The sequence below is a fragment of the Streptomyces sp. ICC4 genome, from assembly GCF_003287915.1.
GTDB lineage: Bacteria > Actinomycetota > Actinomycetes > Streptomycetales > Streptomycetaceae > Streptomyces > Streptomyces tritrimontium.
Window position 1 is genome coordinate 3,957,749 of record NZ_CP030286.1, and the last position, 20,768, is coordinate 3,978,516.

Here is a 20,768-nt window from a genome sequence, read left to right on the forward strand (position 1 = left end):
ATTCCCCGACTCAGGTTTCCCTGCGGCCTTCCAAATAGGTCGTGTGCGTCTGCTGGCGGCGGGCCTCCGTTTCACGGAGGTCCGCCGTCACGCGTTCCGCCTCCTCGCGCAGCAGCGACAGCTGCCGCTCCAGGTGGCGCTCCGGCGATTCCCCGCCCGGCGTGAGCCTGGTCCACCAGCGGGTCCGGTTGTAGGTGTCCACGCACTCCGGGACGTCCGTCCGGATCGCCCGCGTCAGCGCGTGCACCGCCTCCGGGTCGCCGGCCAGGACGCCGGCCACCCAGCCCGGCTCCAGCATCGCCGCGTACAGCGCCAGCAGCTCGGCCAGGATCCCGGCCGGCTCCGCCGGCAGGTCCACCTCGCCGACGTACTCCCGCAGCCGCGCGAAGTCCTCCCGTACGAAGCCCAGTTGCTCGGCGGGCTCCGGGGGCACCGGGGGTGCGGGCACGTCCGGCGGGGCGATGAGCGCGCCCGCCGCGTACAGTCCGCCGACCACGACCGGCCAGTACGTGCCGGCCACCCCGGCCAGCGTCAGGCCCACCCCGACCACGCCGCAGGCGCTGCCGGCCAGGTTCTTCTTCGACTCCAGGTACCCGAGGATCCCGGACGTCCTACTGGTAGCCACGGATCTCCTCGAAGGCTCCGTCCAGGGAACCGTTGCCGTCGGTGGCGTCGAAGAGCCGCCCGCCGGTCAGTTCGGTGATGTGGGTGAGCTCCTTGCGGTCCGAGTCGCCGAACAGCACCGCGAAGACCGGCGTGTGCTTCTGCGCCTCCGGCAGCCCCGCGTAGAAGGTGTCGAAGTCCTTCACCTTGTCGCCGCTCTGCCCGTCCGTCATCAGCACGATCGAGGTGAAGGCGTCCGCGTTGCCCTGCCCCAGGTGCTGGTACGCCGCCTTCAGGCTGCCGTACACGGCCGTGCCCCCCTGCGGCTGCAGCGACTTCACGTCACCCCGGATCGCGTCCAGGGCCGGTCCGGGGTTCCCGGGCTCGACCACGTGCGTCAGCACCTTCTTCACCTTGTCGCCGAAGGGCAGCAGCGTCACCTCCTCGCGGTCCCGGAACCGGTGCCCGGTCCCCGAGGTCCCGCTCCCCGTCAGATCGGTGAGCGCCGTCTTCAGCCGTCCGATGCGGTCCTCCTCGGCCATCGAGCCCGAGGTGTCCAGGACGTACACCGTGCGCGAGGGGCGGCGCAGCTCGTTCTCGTAGCTGGCCAGCAGCCCGTCCGCGACCGACCGGGTGCCCGGGAAGGGCAGCTCGCGCCGCTTGTCCGCGTTCAGCGGGGCCGCCGGGGCCACGCCGGCCCCGACGGGCCGCCGGAAGGTCTTCTCGGTGATCGCCTTCTGGGCCTCGGCGCCGCGCAGGTAGTCGGTCAGCACCCGCCCCGACTCGCGGGCGCCGGACGGGGCCGAGGTCAGCAGGGTCAGCGGGTAGTGGGCGGTGACCACGCCGTCGAGCGGCCGGATCACCGTCAGGTCCGTCTTCGCGTCCCGGTTCAGGGACAGCAGCACCGACTCGTAGTTCACCAGCGCGTCGACGTCCCCGCGCTTGGTGTAGGCGGCCGCCAGCCAGCCCGAGGAGCCCGAGGTCAGCTTCTGCCCGGTGAAGAACTCCTTCAGTTTCGGCTGCGCCTTCGCCACGTCCGCGTCCGTCAGCGCCGCCTGCGCGCCCGAGAGCCCCGACGCGACGGAGACCAGCGCGGAGAAGCCGGAGTTGGAGCGCACGGGATCGGTCATCCCGTAGGCCAGCTTCCCGGTGGAGACGGCCTCGTGCACCGCCGACCAGGTGACCTCCCCGGGCTTCCAGCCCAGCCGGGCCAGCGCCTGCGGCTTCACCCCGATGGCGACGGGCGAGGACATCACCGGGGTCTCGCTCGACAGCTTCCCCGCCGCCTCGGGCCGCAGCCGCAGGTAGTCGTTGGAGGAGAGCCAGACGGCGTCGTACTTGCCGTCCGCCGCGCCGGAGGCGATCTGCTCGACCGCGTCGAGGGTGCCGGACAGGGTCAGCTCCACGCTGACCCCCGTGGCGGTCTTCGCCGCCTTCAGCACCTCGTCCATGTCGGCCAGCTCGCTGGAGGCCAGCACGCGCAGCTTGCCTTCCTGGTACACCGTCTGCTTCGGCTTGTCCGGCGTCCCCCCGGAGGTGCACGCGCCCGCCCCGAGCAGGGTCGCGGCCAGGGCCACGGCCGCCGCCAGCCGTCTGCGCACCACGGCGCCACGGATCCTGGTGCCGTTCATCGGGCTCCGCCTTCCAGGGCGCTCGCGTTGCGGGTGCGCGCCAAGTACGCCGAGGCGTCCCGCAGTTCACCGGTCAGGGACTCCACGGTGGCCGCCATGCTCTCGGTGGCCTGCACCTTGAAGGTGTCGATCGTGTCCAGCGTCTTGTAGATCTGCGCGAAGGCCGTGCGCAGCGTCTCCGCGCCGACCGCGGGGTCGGCGGCGATCCGCTGGATCTCCCCGCTCTGCGTGGCCAGCATGTCCGCGTTGCCGCGGATCAGGGACTCGGTCGTATCGCGCAGGGTGTTGATCTGGCGGCTCACCTCGTCCTGGGTGTTCAGCGCCGAGGCCAGCATCACGGCGATCCGCAGCGCGGACACCGTGGTGGTCGCGGCCCGGTCGACGCCCTTGATCAGCTCCTCGTTGTTGCGGCGCACCACGTCCATCGCCAGGTAGCCCTGCGCGCAGACGGCCAGCTGGGTCAGCAGGTCCTGGTGCTTCTGCCGGACGGGGAACAGCACGTCCACGCGCAGCGCGTCGGCCTGCTGCGGGTCGCCCTGCTCGGCGATCCGCTGCTCGACGGCCGCGTCCAGGGCCTCGGTGAGCACCGCGTACTCCTGGAGCTTGCCCATGGTCTCCCACAGGCGCGCGCGCTCGGTGTGCAGGGCGGCGCTGTCGCGGCGCAGTTCGTCCTGGCCGCCGCGCAGCGCGCCGACGATCCGGTTGAGGGTCGCCTGCGAGGAGGCGTACTTCGCCACGTGGTCGCGGAACTTGTTGCCGCCGGGCAGCTTCGAGAGGAACTTGCGCACGCCCTTCGTCGAGCTGCCCGCGCTCTCGCTCGGGTCCAGGTCCTCGACGGTGCGCCGCAGTTCGACCAGCGAGCCCGCCACGCGGGCCTGGGCGTCGCCGCCGCCGTCCGCGCCGAGCGAGCGTACGGCCCGCTCCAGCATCCGGTTGGACTGCTGGGCGGCGCCGCGGATGTCGGCGGAGCCGAGGGCCGCGATCTCCCCGATCCGGTTCGCGAACTCGGGGGAGCGGCTGTCGATGCCGGCCAGCGAGCCGACGTACTCCCCGGCCCGGCGCGCCATCTCCTCGCGCACCCCGTCCTGGAGCGGTACGAGGCCGGCGGCCTGCTCCCGCTTGACGGGGGCGACGGGCTCGGGAGCGGTGAGGACGAGCGGCGCGTCCTGCGGTGGTGTCAGTGTCATGGTGTGGTCCCCCTATCCCTTGGTGCGCGCGGCCAGCGCCATCAGGATCTTGACGGTCGGTGCGCCGACCTGGCGGATGCCGGTCAGCCCCGGGTTGAGGTACGCGGCGTGCGGCGCGGTGGCGGCGGTGAACTCGGCCACCCCCTCCTGCGGCCGGAACCCGTGGCGGATCGCGAGCTCGCGCAGCTTCGGGTCGGTGGCCAGCAGGCTGCCGAGGTCCTTGGCCTTCTCGCTGATCGGCACGAAGGTGTGCGGGGAGTTGACGGTGGTGTCCGGATAGAGCACCACCATGCCGGCGACGTCCCCCGATGTCTGCTTCTGCAGGAGCAGGCTGGCCACCTGGGACTCGTAGGCGAGGATGAGCGGTTCGCCGCTGCCGCTGATGAAGGCCCGGAACGGGTCGTCGGTGCTCGGCTCCAGGGCGCCCTGCACGGAGATCAGCTTGCGCAGCAGGGGCGCGGTCCGCTCGATGCCCGCGTCGTCGGAGACGACGGTGGAGTTGTTGGCCACGTTCGAGGTGGCGGCGAGGAAGAGCGCGCCCGAGTTGGAGGTGGCCGGGTCGGTGGTCTTGATGAACACCGTGCCGGTCAGCTCGGGGTAGGCGGTGGTGCCGCCCTGGAGCTCCTGCCACTTCCTGTCCTCGCCGGCGGCCTTCAGGTAGGGGCCGAGGAGGAGCGTGCCGGAGTTCTTGCCGTTCATCTTCACGAGGCCGCGGTCGGCGAGGACCTTGGCGGCGTTGGAGCGGGCGATGACGACGAGCGGGGAGAAGAACGGCTTGGTGTTCTGGGCGCCCTTCACCCCGGCCGAGGCCTCGATCTCCTTGGCGGGTTCACTGCTGCTGGGGAAGGCGAAGTCGAACTCCTTGAGGGCGAGTTGGTCCATCGCCCAGGAGCCCGAGGTCTCCGCCTTCACGGTGTAGCCCTTGTCCTTCAGGGCCTTGACGACGTCGGGGTCGCGGAAGAACTCGGACTTCTCCGAACCGATGACGCCACGCACGGTCTTCGTTGCCGTGCCCTCCGGCTTCTTGCCCCCGATGACGATGGCGGTTATCACGCCGCCGATCAGGAGGACCGCCAGGGCGATTCCTAGGATGCGTCTCACGGGTGCAGAGTGCTCGCGGAAACCCACATTCCGCGATGAGTTGAGTGAACGCGAGGTGACGAGGCGGTCCCACTTCGAAATGCTGTGTGGGCCCGTGGGTGCTGGTGGGCGGGGCGGGCGGCCGGGAGGATCGTCCCATGGGCGTGAGTGCGTTGAAGTGGCAGGGCTGGCTGGTCGCCCTGGTGTCCGTGGCGGGACTGCTGGTCTTCGCCCCGCTGGGGCTGTACGTGTGGGCCGGCGGTGCGCCGACCGCGCGGCCGGCCGGGGCCGCGCGGGAAGACGTACGGATCACGGACTGCCGAATCGATCCGGCAAGCCGGCGGGTGGCGGCCTCGGTCGAGGCGGTGAACCGCTATCCGGCGCCGGGGGCGTACGTGGTCACCGTGGAGTTCCGCGACCAGCCGGGTCCGGAGCCGGACCGGGCTGGTTCTGCGGCCTCGGCGGCTTCATCGGGGCGTGGGCCCCAGGTGCTGGTGCGGATCCCGGGCGTGCGCGCGGGGGCGACGGAGCACGGTGACGCGCTCGGGCCGGTCTGGCCGCCGGCCACGGTCCCCTGGTGCGGCATCGCGGCCGCGGACTTCGCTCCGGCCCCGTAGCGGGGCCGGGGACGGAGTCGGGTTCGCCGGCGGGGCGGGCGCAGACCCGGCGGGTTGCGGGCCGGGCGGCCCGCAGGACAAGGGCACCCGGTCCGGAGCCTCCGCGGCCCCGGACCGGGGCCGTCAGTGGGCGCCGACGAGGTCGAGCGCGGCCGCGTGCGCGTCCATGCGCTCCGCGGCGAGGATCGCGACCGTGGTGTCGGCGCGGGAAGCGGCGACGAGCAGGGCGCGGGCGGCGAGGTCGTGGGCGCGGTGGTGCAGCGCGGCGGCGGCCTCGGCGTCGTGGCCGGGCTGCTGCGGGGCGCGGGTGGGCTGTGCGCCGCGCAGGCGGGCCACCTCGGCGGCGATGCGGGCGGCCGCCTCGTCGAGACCGAGGTCGTCCGTCACGGTGAGCAGCGCGGCGAGGTGGCCGGCGAGCTGGATGTCCAGGGCTTCGGAGCGGCTGCTGCGGGGGTAGTCCGCGCGGTGGCCGCCGATGCGGGGGTCGACCGACTTGGTGCGAATCGGTTCGTACATGAGGTGGCCTCCTGCGTGGTCAGGAGACCATCCTACATTGGATTCGTTCTAAAGTTGAGCTGAATCCTGATCCTGTGGGCCGGCGCAACCCCCTGGCCCCCCTACGGCTGGCTGTAGCCGTCCAGGAAGTTCCCGATCCGGGTCACCGCGTCGGCCAGGTCCTTCGCGCCCGGCAGGGTCACGATCCGGAAGTGGTCGGGCTCGGGCCAGTTGAAGCCCGTACCGTGCACGACCATGATCTTCTCCTCGCGCAGCAGGTCGAGGACCATCTGGCGGTCGTCCTTGATCTTGTAGACGGACGGGTCCAGCTTGGGGAAGAGGTACAGCGCGCCCTTGGGCTTCACGCAGGTGATGCCGGGGATCTGGGTCAGCAGGTCGTACGCCGTGTCGCGCTGTTCCAGGATCCGCCCGCCGGGCAGGACCAGGTCGTTGATCGACTGCCGCCCGCCGAGCGCGGTGGCGATGGCGTGCTGGGAGGGCATGTTGGCGCACAGCCGCATGTTCGCCAGGATCGTCAGGCCCTCGATGTAGGACGAGGCGTGCTTCTTGGGCCCGCAGACCGCCATCCAGCCGGAGCGGTAGCCGGCGACGCGGTAGTTCTTGGAGAGCCCGTTGAAGGTGAGCGTCAGCAGGTCCGGGGCGATGGCGGCGGTGTTCGTGTGCGTGGCGCCGTCGTAGAGGATCCGGTCGTAGATCTCGTCCGAGCACACGATCAGGTTGTGGCGGCGCGCGATGTCCGTCAGACCGCGCAGCATCTCGTCGTCGTAGACGGCGCCGGTCGGGTTGTTCGGGTTGATGATCACGATCGCGCGGGTGCGGTCGGTGACCTTGCGCTCGATGTCGGCGAGGTCCGGCATCCAGTCGGCCTGCTCGTCGCAGCGGTAGTGCACGGCGGTGCCGCCGGCCAGGCTGACGGAGGCGGTCCACAGCGGGTAGTCCGGCGCGGGGACGAGCACCTCGTCGCCGTCGTCGAGCAGCGCCTGCATCGACATCTGGATCAGCTCGGAGACGCCGTTGCCGATGTAGATGTCCTCGACGTCCAGGTCGATGCCCTTGGTCTGGTAGTGCTGCATCACCGCGCGGCGCGCCGACAGCAGCCCCTTCGCGTCCCCGTAGCCGTGGGCCGTGCCCAGGTTGCGGAGCATGTCCTCAAGGATCTCCGGCGGGCACTCGAAGCCGAAGGCCGCGGGGTTGCCGGTGTTGAGCTTGAGGATGCGATGACCTGCTGCTTCGAGCCGCATCGCCTCTTCGAGCACGGGGCCGCGGATCTCGTAGCAGACATTGGCGAGTTTCGTTGACTGGATCACCTGCATGACGGGAGCTTACGGGGCCCGGTGCGGGTGCGCTCCGCTATTTGACCGGGAGGCGAGGGGTGGATGGTGGACCGATATGTCCCCTTTCGCGCAAAGCTTCGGTGCGGGCGGCGCGCGCCCTTGGAAACCGGGGCCGGGGCACGTCCGCGGCCCCGGTTTCCAAGGGCCCCTGGAGCGCGCCCCCGTCGCCGTCACCGCCCCGGACGGATCCGCCCGCCCGGCCGTCACCTGCGACCCCGACGGGCCCCTCGTGGCCGAGGTCGTCAAGACCTCCTCCGACCCCTACGTCGGCCGCGTCTCCCTCGTCCGCGTCTTCTCCGGGACCCTGCGCCCCGACGAGACCGTCCACGTCAGCGGCCACGGGCTGACCGACCGGGGGCACGAGGACCACGATGTCGACGAGCGCGTCGGCGCCCTCACCTCCCCCTTCGGCAAACAGCAGCGCAGCCTCCCCCACTGCATCGCCGGCGATCTGGCCTGCGTGGCCAAACTCACCCGCGCCGAGACCGGCGACACCCTCTCCGGCAAGGACCGGCCCCTCCTGATGGAGGCCTGGCCGATGCCCGATCCGCTCCTCCCCCTCGCCATCGAGGCCCACAGCAAGGCCGACGAGGACAAGCTCTCGCAGGGCCTGGCCCGGCTCGTCGCCGAGGACCCCACCATGCGGCTCGAACAGAACCCGCACACCCGCCAGCTCGTCCTGTGGTGCCTCGGCGAAGCCCACCAGGACCTCGCCCTCGAACGGCTGCGCACCCGCTACGGGGTCCAGGTCGACCCCGTCCCCCACAAGGTCAGCCTCCGCGAGACCTTCGGCGCCAAGGCCGCCGGCCGCGGCCGGCACGTCAAACAGTCCGGCGGGCACGGCCAGTTCGCCATCTGCGAGATCGAGGTCGAGCCGCTGGCGCCCGGCAGCGGCATCGAGTTCGTCGACCGGGTCGTCGGCGGAGCCGTTCCCCGGCAGTTCATCCCCTCCGTGGAGAAGGGCGTCCGCGCGCAGGCCGCCCGGGGGATCTCGGCCGGCTATCCGCTGGTCGACGTACGCGTCACCCTGCTCGACGGCAAGGCCCACTCGGTGGACTCCTCCGACGCCGCCTTCCAGACCGCCGGCGCCCTCGCCCTGCGCGAGGCCGCCGCCGAGGCCTCCCTCCACCTCCTCGAACCGGTCGCCGAGCTCGCCGTCCTCGTCCCCGACGAGTACGTCGGCCCCGTCATGAGCGACCTCGCGGGCCGCCGCGGCCGCGTCATCGGCTCCGACCAGGCCGGTCCGGGCCGCACCCGCGTCCTCGCCGAGATCCCCGAGATCGAGATCGGCCGGTACGCCGTCGAACTGCGCTCCGTGTCGCACGGCACGGGCCTGTTCAGCCGGGCGTACGCCCGGCACGAGCCCATGCCGCCACAGATAGCGGACAAGCTTCGCGAAAAGACCGAGAAGGGAACGTAATTGACATAACGTCACTCCGACTGCCCACCCAACCCGCTTGCGGTGGGCGGCATTTGCCTGTCCCATGACCATGGGGAGCAATCCGCCGATAAGCTCATCGGCGCGGTGAAGCGGGTAGAAGGACGGGTAGACCGGATACGCCGCCCGCCGCGGGCGGCCTGGCGGGCGGCCACGCGGGCGCACCCGCACACGAGCACGGCGCACAGCGATGGGGGCAGCGGTGGCGGACGACGGATTCGACTTCAGGCCGGGGGCCCAGATCCCCCTCCAGGGGGGCGGCGGCCAGACCGCGGCGACCAACGCGCTCGCCTCCGCCGCCTACCGCGACGGCGCGAAGGACACCGCGCTGCCCTCCATCCTCGACGCCAACAACGACTACCACGAGTCGGCGGTCAAGCCGGGCAAGATCTCCCTCTTCGAACCCAACCTCGGCGAGGCCTTCTGCCGCGCCGTCGAGGCCCGCACCCTCCCGCCCACGCGCAAGCCCCTCATCCAGTCCTTCGGCGCCGACCCGCAGACCGTCGTGGAGCACTGCCTGGCCGCTTCCCGCATCCGCAAGGAGCGCGACCGCAAACTCCGCTGGATCATGCTCGTCTGCGGGGTCGTGTTCCTCCCCGGCCTGCTCCTGTGGCTCGGCCTCTTCTGGGGCCGCAAGGCCCTGTCCTCCTCCGCGGGCAAGCACGCCTCCTGGCTGGGCACCGTGCTCCTGGTCGGCGTCGGCCTCGTGGTCGCCGTCCTCATGTTCCGGCTGCCGGTCACCGGCTTCCTCGGCCTCTACGTCCGCGCCATGGTCATCGCCCCCGCCCTCGGCTGGTTCTTCGCCCGGCGGCTCTGCGAGGCCACCGCCGAGGACCTGCGCTCCCGCTGGGACGGCCTCCTCGCCGGCGGCGGCGGGGTCGCCGCCAAGATCCCCGAGGCCGTGCCCGGCAACCCCGACGAGAAGGCCCGCGAGGACCTGCGCCACTCGCTGGCCAAGCTCACCGCCGAGGACCGCAGCAACTCCGTCTTCTACGCCGGGCCCAAGGGCATACTCGGCATGGGGACCCGCTGGGGCAGCTGGCAGATGGCGGAGGAGCTCGCCCCCAAGACCGAGGGCGCCGAGATCCACCCGTTCCGCAGCTGGGACGTCATACGCGCGATCGACACCCAGCTGCGCAAGCTGGAGCGCGGCCCGCTGCACACGGGCGGCCTGCCGCCCGCCTCGATCCAGCACTGGATCGTCACCCCGGTCGGCGAGGGAGCCAAGGAGGTGGCCCGCCCCACCGGAGCGGACGTCGACACCTTCCTGATCAAGACGCACGAGGTCACCCGGATCTGCAACGAGCAGCAGTTCAACGCCGGCAACCGGCACTACCTCGGCATCCAGTACCCGCTCTGGGACGGCCAGCTCGTCATCACCATGCTGGTCACGGTCACCGTGCTCTACAAGACCCTGCGCGTGGAGGTCACCGGCCACGCGCTCGGCCCGGTGCACGGCCTGTTCACCACGAAGTCGAAGCCCCCGGTGGTCGAAGTCCCCAAGTCCATACGGTTCTGGGAGACCGTGGAGCGCCCGCTGCCCCTGGTCGACGTGTCCGAGGTCGTACGCCTCTCCGTGCGCGCCCCGTTCACCTGGTACCCGCCGCTCCTGGACTTCCTCGGCGGCAAGCTCGTCCTGCCCGAGCCCTTCGGCGTCCGCCACGTCTGGGCCGGCCAGCCGTGGCGCCACCGCTTCATGGCGGACGACGCGATGCGCGCCGCGACCCCGGTCCTGCGCGCGGTGCACGCCGCCGCGATGCGGGTCCTGGACGAGAACGGCGTCGACACCGACCGCTTCACCAACCGCTCGTCGATCGTCAGCGGCCTGATCCAGGACGCCGCCCCCCGCAAGGCGGACGTCTACGACGCGTGAGCCCCGGGGCCGGCAGGTGAGCCCCGGGGACGGGCGGCGGCCCCGGACGACTGGGCGGCGTCCGAGACGGCCTAGCCGTTCGGCCAGGCGTCGGCGAGCATCTGGCGGGTGTCCGCGAGGAGTTGGGGCAGCACCTTGGTGTGGCCGACGACCGGCATGAAGTTCGTGTCCCCGCCCCAGCGGGGCACGATGTGCTGGTGCAGGTGCGCGGCGATCCCGGCGCCCGCGGCCTGGCCCTGGTTCATGCCGATGTTGAACCCGTGCGCCCCGGAGGCCTTGCGCAGCGCGGCCATCGCCCGCTTCGTGAGGTCCGCGAGCTCGGCCGTCTCAGCGGCGTCCAGGTCCGTGTAGTCGGCGACGTGCCGGTACGGGACGACCATCAGGTGGCCGCCGTTGTACGGGTACAGGTTGAGCACGGCGTAGACGTGCTTGCCCCGCGCCACGACCAGGCCGTCCTGGTCGGACATGTCCGGAATCCCGCAGAAGGGACAGCCGTCCCCGGCCTCCGGCCCGGTCGGCTTGTTCTCCCCCTGGATGTAGGCCATCCGGTGGGGCGTCCACAGACGCTGGAACGCGTCCTGCGTGCCCACACCGATCTGCTGCTCCGGCTCAATCGTCATGGGATGCAGCATATGACCTTGCCCCCGCACGGCGTGTCGCCGGGGCGAAGACCAGCGGCGGGGCCACCATGCTGACCCCATGCACGCTGCACCCGAGACCCGCGACGAGGCCTGGGAACGCCGGACCGAACTGCCGCTGTTCTTCGCTTCCCTGATCTTCCTCACCGGTTTCACCGTCGCCGTCCTGGCTTACGAGGTCCACCCGCTCCCGCGGGCCATCGGCGTCGGCCTCGTGGCGCTGACCTGGCTGTGCTTCGTCGTGGACTACGCGGCCAGGCTGATCCTGAGCGGCACGCGCCCGCTGCGCTTCGTACGCCTGCACCCGCTGGACACGCTGATCGTGCTGCTGCCGCTGCTGCGGCCGCTGCGCATGGTCAAGGTGCACGACGCGGTCCAGTCCCGGTACAACCGCCCGCGCCGGAACCTGTACGCGCGGGTCATGTCGTACGCGGGCCTGTCCGCCGGACTGCTCGGCTTCGCGGGCGCCCTCGGGGTCCACCACTTCGAGCGCCGGGCCCCGGGCGCCACCATCCTCACCCTCGGGGACGCGGTGTGGTGGGTGTGCGAGACGCTGACGACGGTGGGCTACGGGGACATGGCCCCGGTGACCCCGGAGGGCCGGATCATCGCGGCGTTCATGATGGCGGGCGGGCTGGCCCTGCTGGGCGCGGTGACGGGTTCGTTCTCGTCGTGGATGCTCCAGGCGTTCCGGCGGGAGGACGAGGCGGAGCCCCCGGGGAACTGAGGTTCCCCGGGGGCTCCGCCCGCGTCACGTCCGTGCGCGCCGGTGCGCGGCCCTGCGCGCCTCTGCGCGTCAGACCTGTACGCGGCGCTCCACCACGTCGGCGATCTTGGCCAGCGCCTGGTCGCGCGGGACGCCGTTCTCCTGCGAGCCGTCGCGGTAGCGGAAGGAGACGGTGCCCGCGGCCATGTCCTCGTCACCGACGATGATCATGAAGGGGACCTTCAGCTTCTGCTGGTTGCGGATCTTCTTCTGCATCCGGTCGGACGAGGCGTCGACCTCGACCCGCAGGCCCTTCTTCTTCGCCTCGGCGGCGAACTCCTGCAGGTACTCGACGTGCGAGTCGCCGATCGGGATGCCGACCGCCTGGACCGGGGCGAGCCACGGCGGCATGACGCCCGCGTAGTGCTCCAGCAGCACCGCGAAGAACCGCTCGATGGAACCGAAGAGCGCACGGTGGATCATGACCGGGCGCTGCTTGGTGCCGTCCGGGCCGGTGTACTCCAGGTTGAAGCGCTCCGGCAGGTTGAAGTCGAGCTGGACGGTCGACATCTGCCAGGTGCGGCCGATCGCGTCGCGGCACTGGACCGAGATCTTCGGGCCGTAGAACGCGGCGCCGCCCGGGTCCGGGACCAGGGGCAGGCCCTGCTTCTCGGCCACCTGCTGGAGGGTCGCGGTGGCCTCCTCCCAGATCTCGTCCGAGCCGACGAACTTCTCCGGGTCCTTGGTCGACAGCTCCAGGTAGAAGTCGGTCAGACCGTAGTCGCGGAGCAGGTTCAGCACGAAGGTCAGCGTGCGGTCGAGCTCCTCCGCCATCTGCTCCTTGGTGCAGTAGATGTGCGCGTCGTCCTGGGTGAAACCGCGCGAGCGGGTCAGGCCGTGCACGACGCCCGACTTCTCGTACCGGTACACGGTGCCGAACTCGAAGAGGCGCAGGGGCAGTTCACGGTAGGAACGGCCGCGCGCGTCGAAGATCAGGTTGTGCATCGGGCAGTTCATGGGCTTGAGGTAGTAGTCGGTGCCACCGTCGAGCTGCATGGGGGGGTACATGCCCTCCGCGTACCAGTCCAGGTGGCCGCTCTTCTCGAAGAGGGTGCCCTTGGTGGCGTGCGGGGTGTAGACGAACTCGTAGCCCTCTTCCTCGTGCCGCTTGCGCGAGTAGTCCTCCATGGTGCGGCGGATGACGCCGCCACGGGGGTGGAAGACGGCCAGGCCGGAGCCGATCTCGTCCTGTACGGAGAACAGGTCGAGCTCGGTGCCGAGCTTGCGGTGGTCGCGCTTCTCGGCCTCGACGAGGAAGTCGAGGTGGGCCTTCAGCTCCTCCTTCGACGGCCACGCGGTGCCGTAGATGCGCTGGAGCATCGGGTTCTTCTCGCTGCCGCGCCAGTAGGCGGCGGCGTTGCGCATGAGCTTGAACGCGGGGATGTTGCGGGTGGTGGGCAGGTGGGGACCGCGGCAGAGGTCCTTCCAGCACAGGTCGCCGGTCTTCGCGTCGAAGTTGTCGTAGATGGTCAGCTCGCCGCCGCCCACCTCGACGTTCGCGCCGTCGTCGGACGAGGCCGAGCCCTTGATGCCGATGAGCTCCAGCTTGTACGGCTCGTTCGCGAGCTCCTCGCGGGCCGCCTCGTCGGTGACGACGCGGCGGGCGAAGCGCTGACCGCGCTTCTGGATCTCCTGCATCTTCTTCTCGACGGCCTTGAGGTCATCGGGGGTGAAGGGCTTCGCGACGTCGAAGTCGTAGTAGAAGCCGTCGCGGACCGGCGGGCCGATGCCCAGCTTGGCCTCGGGGAAGAGCTCCTGCACGGCCTGCGCCATGACGTGGGCGGTCGAGTGGCGCAGGATGTCCAGGCCGTCCGGGGAGGAGATCTCCACCGGCTCGACGGTCTCGCCGTCCTGCACCTCGTACGCGAGGTCCTTCAGCTCACCCGCGACGCGCGCGGCGACGATGGTGCGCTCGCCGGCGAAGAGCTCCGCCGCCGTAGTGCCCGTGGCCACCACGCGCTCGTCCCGCTCGGAATCGCGTTGGATGATCACACGGACGTCTGACACCGGTCTGCTCCTGACTCAGGGGGTGCGCGAGCGAACACTGCGCGCCTGAATCGTACCGAGCGGAGTGGCCGCGCCGCTAAACGGTTGGGGACTGCCCCCGCCGGGACCGCTGTGAGCCCCCGCGTCCGAGCGCTCGGACGCGGCCCTGCGGGGGCAGTCCCCGGGCAAGGGGACAGGTCAGTCGTCGGACGGGAGGACCTCCGAGGTGTCCAGGGACTCGTCCAGGGACTTCATGAGGCGGTCGCGCTCGACCTCGTCCAGCGGGACCGGACGGACATCCGCGGCGTCCGTCAGACGGCGGAAGCCGCCCCGCCGCTGCAAGCTCCCGCTGACCCGGATCGGCAGTCCGACCAGGTGGGCGTGGCCCGCGACCCGGTACGACTCCTCGTCGAGGACGACCCGGACGTAAGGGATCTCCGCCCCGGCGAGGACCCGCAGCCGGACCGTGCCCCCGCCGCCCGGGGCCGACCTCCGCATCCGGACCACCGCTCCGGCCACCCGGACGGGTACCGCCGGCTCGTCCCGCGTGTACCGGGCGGCCGCCTCCCGCAGCACCGGGAGGTCGCCGGGCGAGAACTCCACCGGCTCCGGCCGGGCCGCGCACCCCGCCGGCACCCCCGCCGCCGGGGCCCAGGCGAGCGCGATCCGGGCCCCCTCCGAGCCGCGGACCAGCGCGATGAGCGCCTCGGCCAGTTCCCGGCTGACCCCGGCCTCGACCGCCGCGTCGAAGGCGTCCATGCCGCCGGTGGCCCGCTGGTAGTCCACGGCCTCGCGGGCGGCGTGCAGTGCGTGGTGCAGCCGGGTCACGGTGCCCCGGCCCCCGTCGACGGGGACGTACGCCGTCAGCCGACGCCCGCCCGGGGCCGGCCCGACCAGGACCCCGTCCAGCGCCCGCTCCGCCTGGCCGCGGTGGCGGGCCCCGTAGTAGCCGGCCCGGGCCCGGTCGGCCAGTGCTCCGGCGAGGAGCAGCTGGCGGGCGGCCGAGCGGAGCTGTTCCTGGACCGTCCAGTCGGCCTCGCCCTGGAGCCCGTACGCCCCGCGCGGGATCTCGCGCTCCCAGCGGATCTCGTCGCTCGGCACGCTCAGCCCGTACAGCACCTCGCGCGCCGACGGCAGCGCGCTGCGCGCGAGCGCGGTGAGCGCCTCTTCGAGCAGGTCGGCGCAGTCGGGGAAGGCCCGGCTCTCGGGGACGAGGAGGCTGGTGCCGCCGCTGCCCGTGGCGTACGGGGCGGGCGGCGTCCAGCGTCCGTACCGTCCGGCGGCGCCGCCGCGGCGCAGCCAGCCGTGCCGGTGCAGCAGTGCGCCGAGCACGAGGGGATCCACGTGTGCGGGATCGGGGGCGCCCGCGGCGAACTCCGGTGAGGAGAGCGGCTCCAAGTGCGGTGACTGCCAGTTCATCAGGGTGTCCCTCCCGACCCGACCCGGGTCATGATCTCGCAGAGTGCCCGGTCGTCGAAGATCCGCGCGGTCGGGATCCTGACGGTGGTGCGGCGGCGGCCGGTCACGGGCTGTCCGGCGAGATTGGTCCAGTAGCAGCAGTGCCGCAGGTCGAGGCGGTCGTGTCCGGCGCTCAGCCACTGCTCGCGCTCACGCGGTACGAGCATCACGACGAGGATCTTGTGCACGGCGACCGGGCTGCGGGCGAGCTTCACCAGGTGCTCGTTGTCGAGGGTGAAGCCGAAACTGGGCCCGGCCGGTCTGGGTGGTACCTGGTACGTCGCCTTGAGCTGCACCTTGATGGTCACCTCGTCGTCGACGACGTGCTCGGGCGCCCCGTGGCTGACGTGCCAGTCGATGCCGTTGTCCGGAAAGGGCTGGGAGAGCGAGCAGCCGGCCGCGGCGGCGACGGCGTGCAGGTATCCCACCTGGAGGGTCTCCATGCAGGCGGTGGTGGCGAGTGTGCCGCGCAGCGGTCCGCTCCGCGGTTCGGTCCGCCGAGCGATCTGCAGCGCCGGCACCCCGCCCGGTTCGGGCTGCGCGAGCGCCATGGCCGGCTCCCCGTGCCTTCCGGGCTGTCCCGTTTCGAGCGGCCGCGTCAGGCCGCGTCGGGTCCGTGTGAGGGTGGCGGGGTTGACGACCGGTCATGTGCGCGGCCCCCCACTGGAGTTGTCTCCGCAGTCGGCGTGCCGCAAACGGCGTACGGGGCAAAGAGCCCGGGTATCACCGATGCGGGCGAGGGTGGCGGGTCCTGAGGCTGCGGTGCCCGGGTGCGCCCCATCTGCCGACGGGTGACGAGGAGTTCGCCATGACACGCTGGTACGAGGGCCCGCTGGCCGCATTCGACACGGAGACGACCGGGGTGGACGTCGAGCGGGACCGGATCGTGTCCGCCGCTCTGATCGTGCAGGAGTGCGCGGGCGGCCGGGTCCGCGCGACGCGCTGGCTGGTCAATCCCGGTGTGCCGGTGCCGCCGGGGGCCACGGAAGTGCACGGTCTGACCGATGACCACCTCCAGCGAAACGGGCGCTGGCCCGCGCCGGTGGTGGAGGAGATAGCCCGCGCGCTCGGTGAGCAGCAGGTCGCGGGGCGGCCGGTGGTGGTGATGAACGCGCCGTTCGATCTGACGCTGCTGGACCGGGAGTTGCGCCGGCACCGGGCGTCCTCGCTGGCGCGGTATCTGGACAACCGGCCGCTGACCGTGCTGGACCCGCGGGTGCTGGACAAGCACCTGGACCGCTACCGCAAGGGGCGGCGGACGCTGACGGACCTGTGCGCGCACTACGGCATAGAGCTGGAGGCGGCCCATGACGCGGGTGCGGACGCGCTGGCCTCGCTCGAGCTCGTACGGGCGGTGGGGCGCAGGTTCGCGGGACGGCTGGAGCGGTTGACCCCGGGGGAGCTGCACACCCTGCAGCAGGTGTGGCACGCCGCCCAGGCGCGGGGCCTGCAGGCGTGGTTCGCGCGCCAGGGGACGCCGGAGCCGGTGGATCCGCACTGGCCGCTGCGCCCGGAGCTGCCGGCGGCGGCGTAGCGCGGGGCCCCGGCGCGACGGGTCGCGGCGCGAAGGGTCCCGGGAATGCGGAAGGCCGGTCCGTCTCGCGACGGACCGGCCTGTCCCGGTGGGCGATACTGGGATCGAACCAGTGACCCCTTCGGTGTGAACGAAGTGCTCTCCCGCTGAGCTAATCGCCCGGGAACGGACTGAACAATACAGAAGGCCCGGGGCTCGTTCAAACCGCTTCCGGTCCGGCCGCCAGATGGGCGGCCAGGCCGCGCCGGCCGGCCCGCATCATCAGGGCGTGGTTGAGCCGGAACACCGGCCGTCCGGGCAGCGAGAGCCACCGCATGAGCGGGCGGCGCACCTCGACCTCCTGCTCGTAGAGGGCCCGCGCGCCGCCGGCCCGGGACCGGACGGTCCAGCGCGCCCACCCCTCCAGGTCTCCGCGCAGGGCGACCTCGAGCACCCCGCGCGCGGGGTCCCGCAGGAGTTCGGCGGCGCTCACGCGCAGGGTGAACGGCAGCGCCGAACGGATCAGGGCGCCGCCTGCGCCCTCGTCGGCGGTCGGGGCGACCGGGCGGATCTGGGGCCACCACAGGGGGTACGCCTCCGGGCGCTCCAGGGCGGCGTAGACGCGGGCCGCCGGGGCGTCGAGGTCCCACACGCTGCGGAAGCGGTAGCGGGTCCAGCGCCCGCGGGGGCCGCCGGGGCCGGGACCGCGCGGACTCAGGTGGGGGCGCGGACTTCGAGGAGGCCGCGGGCTTCGGGGACTGGTGCTGTTTCCGGAACTGGTACTGCTTTCGGGACTGGTGCTGCTTCCGGGACTGGCGCTGCTTCGGTCCATGCGTCCAGTCTCGCGCGCGGCGGGGGCGCGCACCCCGTACTCAGACGGGACTCACCCCGATCTGAGTATCCGCGCCCATGTCCTGACGCCGTGACGGGCGCCACACTCCCCACCATGGAGATCCCCCTGCCGCCGGCCGAAGAGCTGGCGCTCATCGACCGAGAACTGTTCCAACTCGACGCCCGGCGGCATTATTTGCTGGGCCGGCGGGAGTGGCTGCTGCGCGGCCAGGTCCCCTTCGTCTGGGGCGGCGGCGTCCAGCCGGCCCGCCCGGGGCGGCCGGACGGGGCCGCGGAGGCCTCCGCGCCGAGCGCGCAGAACGTGCTGTTGGTCCTCGGTGCGGTGCTGCTGGCCGTGGCGGCGCTGGCGTTCACGCTGGTCAGCTGGGGTTCGCTGGGCATCGCCGGACGCGGGGCGGTACTGGCCGCGGTGACGGCGGCCGCGCTGGGCACCCCCGCGGCGCTGCTGCGCCGGGGGCTGCGCTCGACCGCCGAGGCGGTGGCCGCGGTCGGCCTGCTGCTGACGGTGCTGGACGCGTACGCGCTGTACGCGGTCGGCATGCCGGAGGTGGACGGCCTGGCGTACGCGGCGGGCACCGCGGCCGTACTGGCGGCGCTGTGGGCCGGCTACGGACTGGCGCTGGCACGGCTGCGGACCCCGCTGCCCGCGGCGCTGCTGACGGCCCAGCTCCCGCTGCCGCTGGCGGCGCTGGCCGCCGGGGCGGCGGGGCTGGACCTGGGCTGGGCGCTGCTGGTGACGGCCGCGCTGGACGCGGGGCTCGCGCTGCGCCGGCCGGGGCGTCTGACCCCCTGGGCCGCGGTGGCGGGGTCCGTGCTGGGCGGGGCGGCGCTGCTGACGGGCCTGGCCGAGTCGGCGGCGGCCGGATCGGCGGGCATGGCGCTGGGTTCGTCGGCGCTGCTGGCGGCGGCGGCCGCGCTGGGCGTGGCGGTGGCGTGGGGCGCGGCCCGGGCGGGTGCGGTGTTCGCCGCGGCGGGCGCCCTCGCGGCGGTGGCGGCGGTGGGCGGTCCCCTGACGCGGGAGCTGCGGCCGTCCTGGGCCGCGGTGGTGTACCTGGTGCTGGCGCTGGCGCTGTTCGGCGCCCTGCGGGTGCCCGCGCTGCCCGGCGCGGTCCGGCGCGGCCTCGCCTGGGCCGGTGCGGGGGTGGCCGCCCTGGAGGCGGTGTCGGCCCTGGCGTGGGTGGCGGCGCTGCTGGCGGGCGGGGCGCGGGTGCTGGCGCAGGTGTGGTCGGCGACGACTCCCCCGCCGGCGGATGACAGCGGCGCGGGCGCGGCTCCGGTGGTGGCCCTGCTGCTGACGGCGGCGGCCGCGTGGTGGCTGGCCCGGATGCTGCCGGGCCGTACGGAGCCCGGGGTCGCCGCGGTGGCCCTGGGCTGGGCGGGGCTGTTCTCGGCCCCGGTGGTGCTCGGCCTGCCGGCCGGAGCGGTCCTCGCGGCCCAGCTCGCGGTGGTGCTGGCGGCGGGGGCGCTCGCGCTGCGCTCGGCGTCGATCGGCGCCGGTCCCGGGATCGCGGCGGGGGCGTGCGCGCTGGCGGGGGCCGTGAGCGTGTCCGTGGCGGCGCTGGACGGCCGACTGGCCACCTTCGCGGTGCTGGGGATCCTGGGGGCGGCCTGGGCCGCCGCAGCGGCGTACAGGCCCGCCCCGGCGTGGGCCCGGGCGGGGGCGGCGGTGCTCGCCGTCGGGTACGCGGCGCTGCTGGCGGTGGCGCTGGGAGCGCTGCTGGAGCGGCCCGTGGCGTGGTGGGCGCTCCTCGTGCTGGCGGTCCCGGCGGCGGTGGCCGCGCTCGGGCCCCGGCTGGGCTCCGCCCGGGTACCGGCGGAGGCCGCGGCGGGTGGGGCGGGGCTGCTCGCGGTGGCGCTGGCGACCGGGGACGTGCCCGTGCTCGCCCTGGTGCTGGCGCTGGCCGGGGTGGTGTGCGCGGGGGCGGCGGTGCGGTCCGAGCGCCGCGCGGCGGCGGGCTGGCCGGCCGGGGTGCTGTTCCTGGCGGCGACCTGGGTGCGGCTCGCGGCGTCGGGGGTCACGGTGCCGGAGGCGTACACCCTGCCGGTGACCGCGGCGGCGCTGGCGGTGGGGTTCGCCCGGCGGCGCCGGGATCCCGAGGCCCGGTCGTGGACGGCGTACGGGCCGGGGCTGGCGGCGACCCTGCTGCCGAGCACCCTCGCCGTGTGGGGCGACCCGCACTGGCTGCGGCCGCTGCTGCTGGGCATCGCCGCGCTCGCGGTGACCCTGGCCGGGGCCCGGCGCCGGCTCCAGGCTCCGCTGGTGCTCGGCGGGGCGGCGCTGGCGGCGGTGGCGCTGCACGAGCTGACCCCGTACGTGGTCCAGGTGGTCGACGCGCTGCCGCGCTGGCTGCCGCCGGCGCTGGCCGGGCTGCTGCTGCTGGCGGTGGGGGCGACGTACGAGAAGCGACTGCGCGACGCCCGGCGGCTGCGGGAGGCGATCGGCCGGCTGAAGTAGCCCCGGCCCGCCCGGCCCGGAAGGGCGGAAACGCCAGAGGCCCGGAGACTGTGAAAGTCTCCGGGCCTCTGGTCCGGGTGGGCGATACTGGGTTCGAACCAGTGACCCCTTCGGTGTGAACGAAGTGCTCTCCCACTGAGCTAATCGCCCGGACGCACCGCAAACATTACCCCATGTCAGCGGTGCCTTTCGCCATGGCCGGGCGTGCTCACTGGTCCTTGATGTCCCAGGGCAGGACGAGCCCGTACTTCCACAGGTAGAAGCCGATCAGGGCGCCCGCGATGACGAGCCCGACACTGGTCAGGATGATGTTGCGGCGGCGGACCCGCGGGTCCAGCGCCTTCTGCGCGGCCTCGCTGACCTTGCGCTTCGTCCAGCGCAGGACGAAGTGGGCCCAGGCGAATTCCGTGGCCCAGATCGCGAGGCCCGCGAAGATCGCGACCCAGCCGGGGCCGGGCAGGACGAGCATGGCGATTCCGGCGCCGATGACGGCGAGGCCGACGACGAAGACGCCGACCTGCCAGCTCAGGTGCAGCCCCCGGCGGGCCTTGATGAATTCCGGCGCCTTGGAGACGTGCGGCGCTTCCTCCGCGGCGGCGGAACCGGCAGCGGAATCGGCGGCGGCTTCGGATGCGGCTTCGGATGCGGACTCATTGGCCTCGCGGTCACTCCCCGTGTTCATGGGGTCGAATCTACCCGAGCGCGAAGCACACGTGAACGGAGGTTTGGATCCGCCGTCCGAGGGACCCAGAGGTCCGCAAAACGGTCAGAGGGGTTTACAACGGCACCGTAGGTGGCATGTCGATTTCGCCGACGTGCGA

General features: G+C 72.8%; 17 protein-coding genes, 2 tRNA genes and 1 pseudogene. 6 read left to right on the top strand and 14 right to left on the bottom strand.

Annotation, left to right across the window (positions count from 1 at the left end; genetic code table 11):
• Positions 1–10 precede the first annotated feature (10 nt).
• Genes DRB89_RS18320 through DRB89_RS18335 form a run of 4 tightly spaced genes read right to left on the bottom strand, consistent with a single transcriptional unit; the run spans position 11 to position 4,522 of the window.
• A complete protein-coding gene (locus DRB89_RS18320; RefSeq protein ID WP_112451180.1) occupies positions 11–625 on the bottom strand; it encodes a hypothetical protein in 615 nt (204 codons plus the stop codon).
• On the bottom strand, positions 612–2,234 hold the full coding sequence (locus tag DRB89_RS18325; protein ID WP_112451179.1) for a VWA domain-containing protein: 1,623 nt from the start codon (positions 2,232–2,234) through the stop codon (positions 612–614). Before DRB89_RS18325 ends, DRB89_RS18320 begins: the two co-directional genes overlap by 14 nt.
• Positions 2,231–3,421, bottom strand: a complete 1,191-nt coding sequence (locus tag DRB89_RS18330; protein ID WP_112451178.1) for a toxic anion resistance protein — start codon at positions 3,419–3,421, stop codon at positions 2,231–2,233. Before DRB89_RS18330 ends, DRB89_RS18325 begins: the two co-directional genes overlap by 4 nt.
• Positions 3,422–3,433: 12 nt before the next feature.
• A complete protein-coding gene (locus DRB89_RS18335; protein ID WP_239516210.1) occupies positions 3,434–4,522 on the bottom strand; it encodes a substrate-binding domain-containing protein in 1,089 nt (362 codons plus the stop codon).
• A gap of 143 nt (positions 4,523–4,665) precedes the next feature.
• Between DRB89_RS18335 and DRB89_RS18340 the strand changes: the two genes are divergently transcribed.
• Positions 4,666–5,118, top strand: coding sequence for a hypothetical protein (locus DRB89_RS18340; RefSeq protein ID WP_162688634.1), 453 nt, complete (start codon positions 4,666–4,668; stop codon positions 5,116–5,118).
• A gap of 123 nt (positions 5,119–5,241) precedes the next feature.
• On the opposite strand, the gene DRB89_RS18345 is transcribed toward DRB89_RS18340, so the two are convergent.
• Positions 5,242–5,634 carry a hypothetical protein gene (locus DRB89_RS18345; RefSeq protein WP_112463344.1) on the bottom strand — a complete coding sequence of 131 codons (393 nt, stop codon included), beginning with the start codon at positions 5,632–5,634 and terminating at the stop codon, positions 5,242–5,244.
• Between the two features lie 101 nt (positions 5,635–5,735).
• On the bottom strand, positions 5,736–6,947 hold the full coding sequence (locus DRB89_RS18350) for a pyridoxal phosphate-dependent aminotransferase (RefSeq protein WP_112451174.1): 1,212 nt from the start codon (positions 6,945–6,947) through the stop codon (positions 5,736–5,738).
• A gap of 154 nt (positions 6,948–7,101) precedes the next feature.
• On the opposite strand from DRB89_RS18350, the pseudogene DRB89_RS18355 reads away from it, so the two are divergent.
• A pseudogene (locus tag DRB89_RS18355) lies at positions 7,102–8,388 on the top strand (EF-Tu/IF-2/RF-3 family GTPase); the annotation flags it as partial.
• Between the two features lie 220 nt (positions 8,389–8,608).
• Positions 8,609–10,279 carry a hypothetical protein gene (locus DRB89_RS18360; protein WP_112448024.1) on the top strand — a complete coding sequence of 557 codons (1,671 nt, stop codon included), beginning with the start codon at positions 8,609–8,611 and terminating at the stop codon, positions 10,277–10,279.
• 71 nt (positions 10,280–10,350) lie between these two features.
• On the opposite strand, the gene DRB89_RS18365 is transcribed toward DRB89_RS18360, so the two are convergent.
• On the bottom strand, positions 10,351–10,911 hold the full coding sequence (locus DRB89_RS18365) for an HIT domain-containing protein (protein WP_112448025.1): 561 nt from the start codon (positions 10,909–10,911) through the stop codon (positions 10,351–10,353).
• A gap of 67 nt (positions 10,912–10,978) precedes the next feature.
• On the opposite strand from DRB89_RS18365, the gene DRB89_RS18370 reads away from it, so the two are divergent.
• Positions 10,979–11,644, top strand: coding sequence for a potassium channel family protein (locus DRB89_RS18370; protein ID WP_112448026.1), 666 nt, complete (start codon positions 10,979–10,981; stop codon positions 11,642–11,644).
• A 69-nt stretch (positions 11,645–11,713) separates the two neighbouring features.
• Here DRB89_RS18370 and thrS read toward each other — a convergent pair whose 3' ends face one another.
• The 3 genes from thrS to DRB89_RS18385 form a co-directional block, all read right to left on the bottom strand.
• Positions 11,714–13,690 (bottom strand): threonine--tRNA ligase, encoded by a 1,977-nt coding sequence (gene thrS, locus DRB89_RS18375; RefSeq protein WP_112448027.1) that lies wholly within the window; start codon positions 13,688–13,690, stop codon positions 11,714–11,716.
• Positions 13,691–13,867: 177 nt separating this feature from the next.
• Positions 13,868–15,088 carry a hypothetical protein gene (locus DRB89_RS18380; RefSeq protein ID WP_239516211.1) on the bottom strand — a complete coding sequence of 407 codons (1,221 nt, stop codon included), beginning with the start codon at positions 15,086–15,088 and terminating at the stop codon, positions 13,868–13,870.
• Positions 15,088–15,678, bottom strand: a complete 591-nt coding sequence (locus DRB89_RS18385; RefSeq protein WP_112448028.1) for a DUF4365 domain-containing protein — start codon at positions 15,676–15,678, stop codon at positions 15,088–15,090. Before DRB89_RS18385 ends, DRB89_RS18380 begins: the two co-directional genes overlap by 1 nt.
• Before the next feature lie 257 nt (positions 15,679–15,935).
• On the opposite strand from DRB89_RS18385, the gene DRB89_RS18390 reads away from it, so the two are divergent.
• Positions 15,936–16,661, top strand: a complete 726-nt coding sequence (locus DRB89_RS18390) for a 3'-5' exonuclease (RefSeq protein ID WP_112448029.1) — start codon at positions 15,936–15,938, stop codon at positions 16,659–16,661.
• A gap of 89 nt (positions 16,662–16,750) precedes the next feature.
• Here DRB89_RS18390 and DRB89_RS18395 read toward each other — a convergent pair.
• Positions 16,751–16,822, bottom strand: a tRNA-Val gene (locus DRB89_RS18395).
• A 38-nt stretch (positions 16,823–16,860) separates the two neighbouring features.
• Positions 16,861–17,292, bottom strand: a complete 432-nt coding sequence (locus tag DRB89_RS18400; protein ID WP_239516212.1) for an SRPBCC family protein — start codon at positions 17,290–17,292, stop codon at positions 16,861–16,863.
• A 294-nt stretch (positions 17,293–17,586) separates the two neighbouring features.
• On the opposite strand from DRB89_RS18400, the gene DRB89_RS18405 reads away from it, so the two are divergent.
• Entirely contained in the window at positions 17,587–19,947 is a 2,361-nt protein-coding gene (locus DRB89_RS18405; protein ID WP_112463870.1) for a hypothetical protein, read from the top strand.
• 78 nt (positions 19,948–20,025) lie between these two features.
• Here DRB89_RS18405 and DRB89_RS18410 read toward each other — a convergent pair.
• Together DRB89_RS18410 and DRB89_RS18415 are read right to left on the bottom strand one after the other, a co-directional pair.
• Positions 20,026–20,097: transfer RNA gene (locus DRB89_RS18410), tRNA-Val, on the bottom strand.
• Between the two features lie 58 nt (positions 20,098–20,155).
• Positions 20,156–20,629 (bottom strand): TIGR02611 family protein, encoded by a 474-nt coding sequence (locus DRB89_RS18415; RefSeq protein ID WP_112448032.1) that lies wholly within the window; start codon positions 20,627–20,629, stop codon positions 20,156–20,158.
• Positions 20,630–20,768: the final 139 nt, after the last annotated feature.

Coding starts and splice junctions, on each gene's coding strand:
- DRB89_RS18415 (WP_112448032.1), bottom strand. CDS start 20,629: ATGAACACGGGGAGTGACCGCGAGGCCAATGAGTCCGCATCCGAAGCC.
- DRB89_RS18405 (WP_112463870.1), top strand. CDS start 17,587: ATGGAGATCCCCCTGCCGCCGGCCGAAGAGCTGGCGCTCATCGACCGA.
- DRB89_RS18390 (WP_112448029.1), top strand. CDS start 15,936: ATGACACGCTGGTACGAGGGCCCGCTGGCCGCATTCGACACGGAGACG.
- DRB89_RS18325 (WP_112451179.1), bottom strand. CDS start 2,234: ATGAACGGCACCAGGATCCGTGGCGCCGTGGTGCGCAGACGGCTGGCG.
- DRB89_RS18385 (WP_112448028.1), bottom strand. CDS start 15,678: ATGGCGCTCGCGCAGCCCGAACCGGGCGGGGTGCCGGCGCTGCAGATC.
- DRB89_RS18345 (WP_112463344.1), bottom strand. CDS start 5,634: ATGTACGAACCGATTCGCACCAAGTCGGTCGACCCCCGCATCGGCGGC.
- DRB89_RS18330 (WP_112451178.1), bottom strand. CDS start 3,421: ATGACACTGACACCACCGCAGGACGCGCCGCTCGTCCTCACCGCTCCC.
- DRB89_RS18350 (WP_112451174.1), bottom strand. CDS start 6,947: ATGCAGGTGATCCAGTCAACGAAACTCGCCAATGTCTGCTACGAGATC.
- DRB89_RS18380 (WP_239516211.1), bottom strand. CDS start 15,088: ATGAACTGGCAGTCACCGCACTTGGAGCCGCTCTCCTCACCGGAGTTC.
- DRB89_RS18370 (WP_112448026.1), top strand. CDS start 10,979: ATGCACGCTGCACCCGAGACCCGCGACGAGGCCTGGGAACGCCGGACC.
- DRB89_RS18365 (WP_112448025.1), bottom strand. CDS start 10,911: ATGCTGCATCCCATGACGATTGAGCCGGAGCAGCAGATCGGTGTGGGC.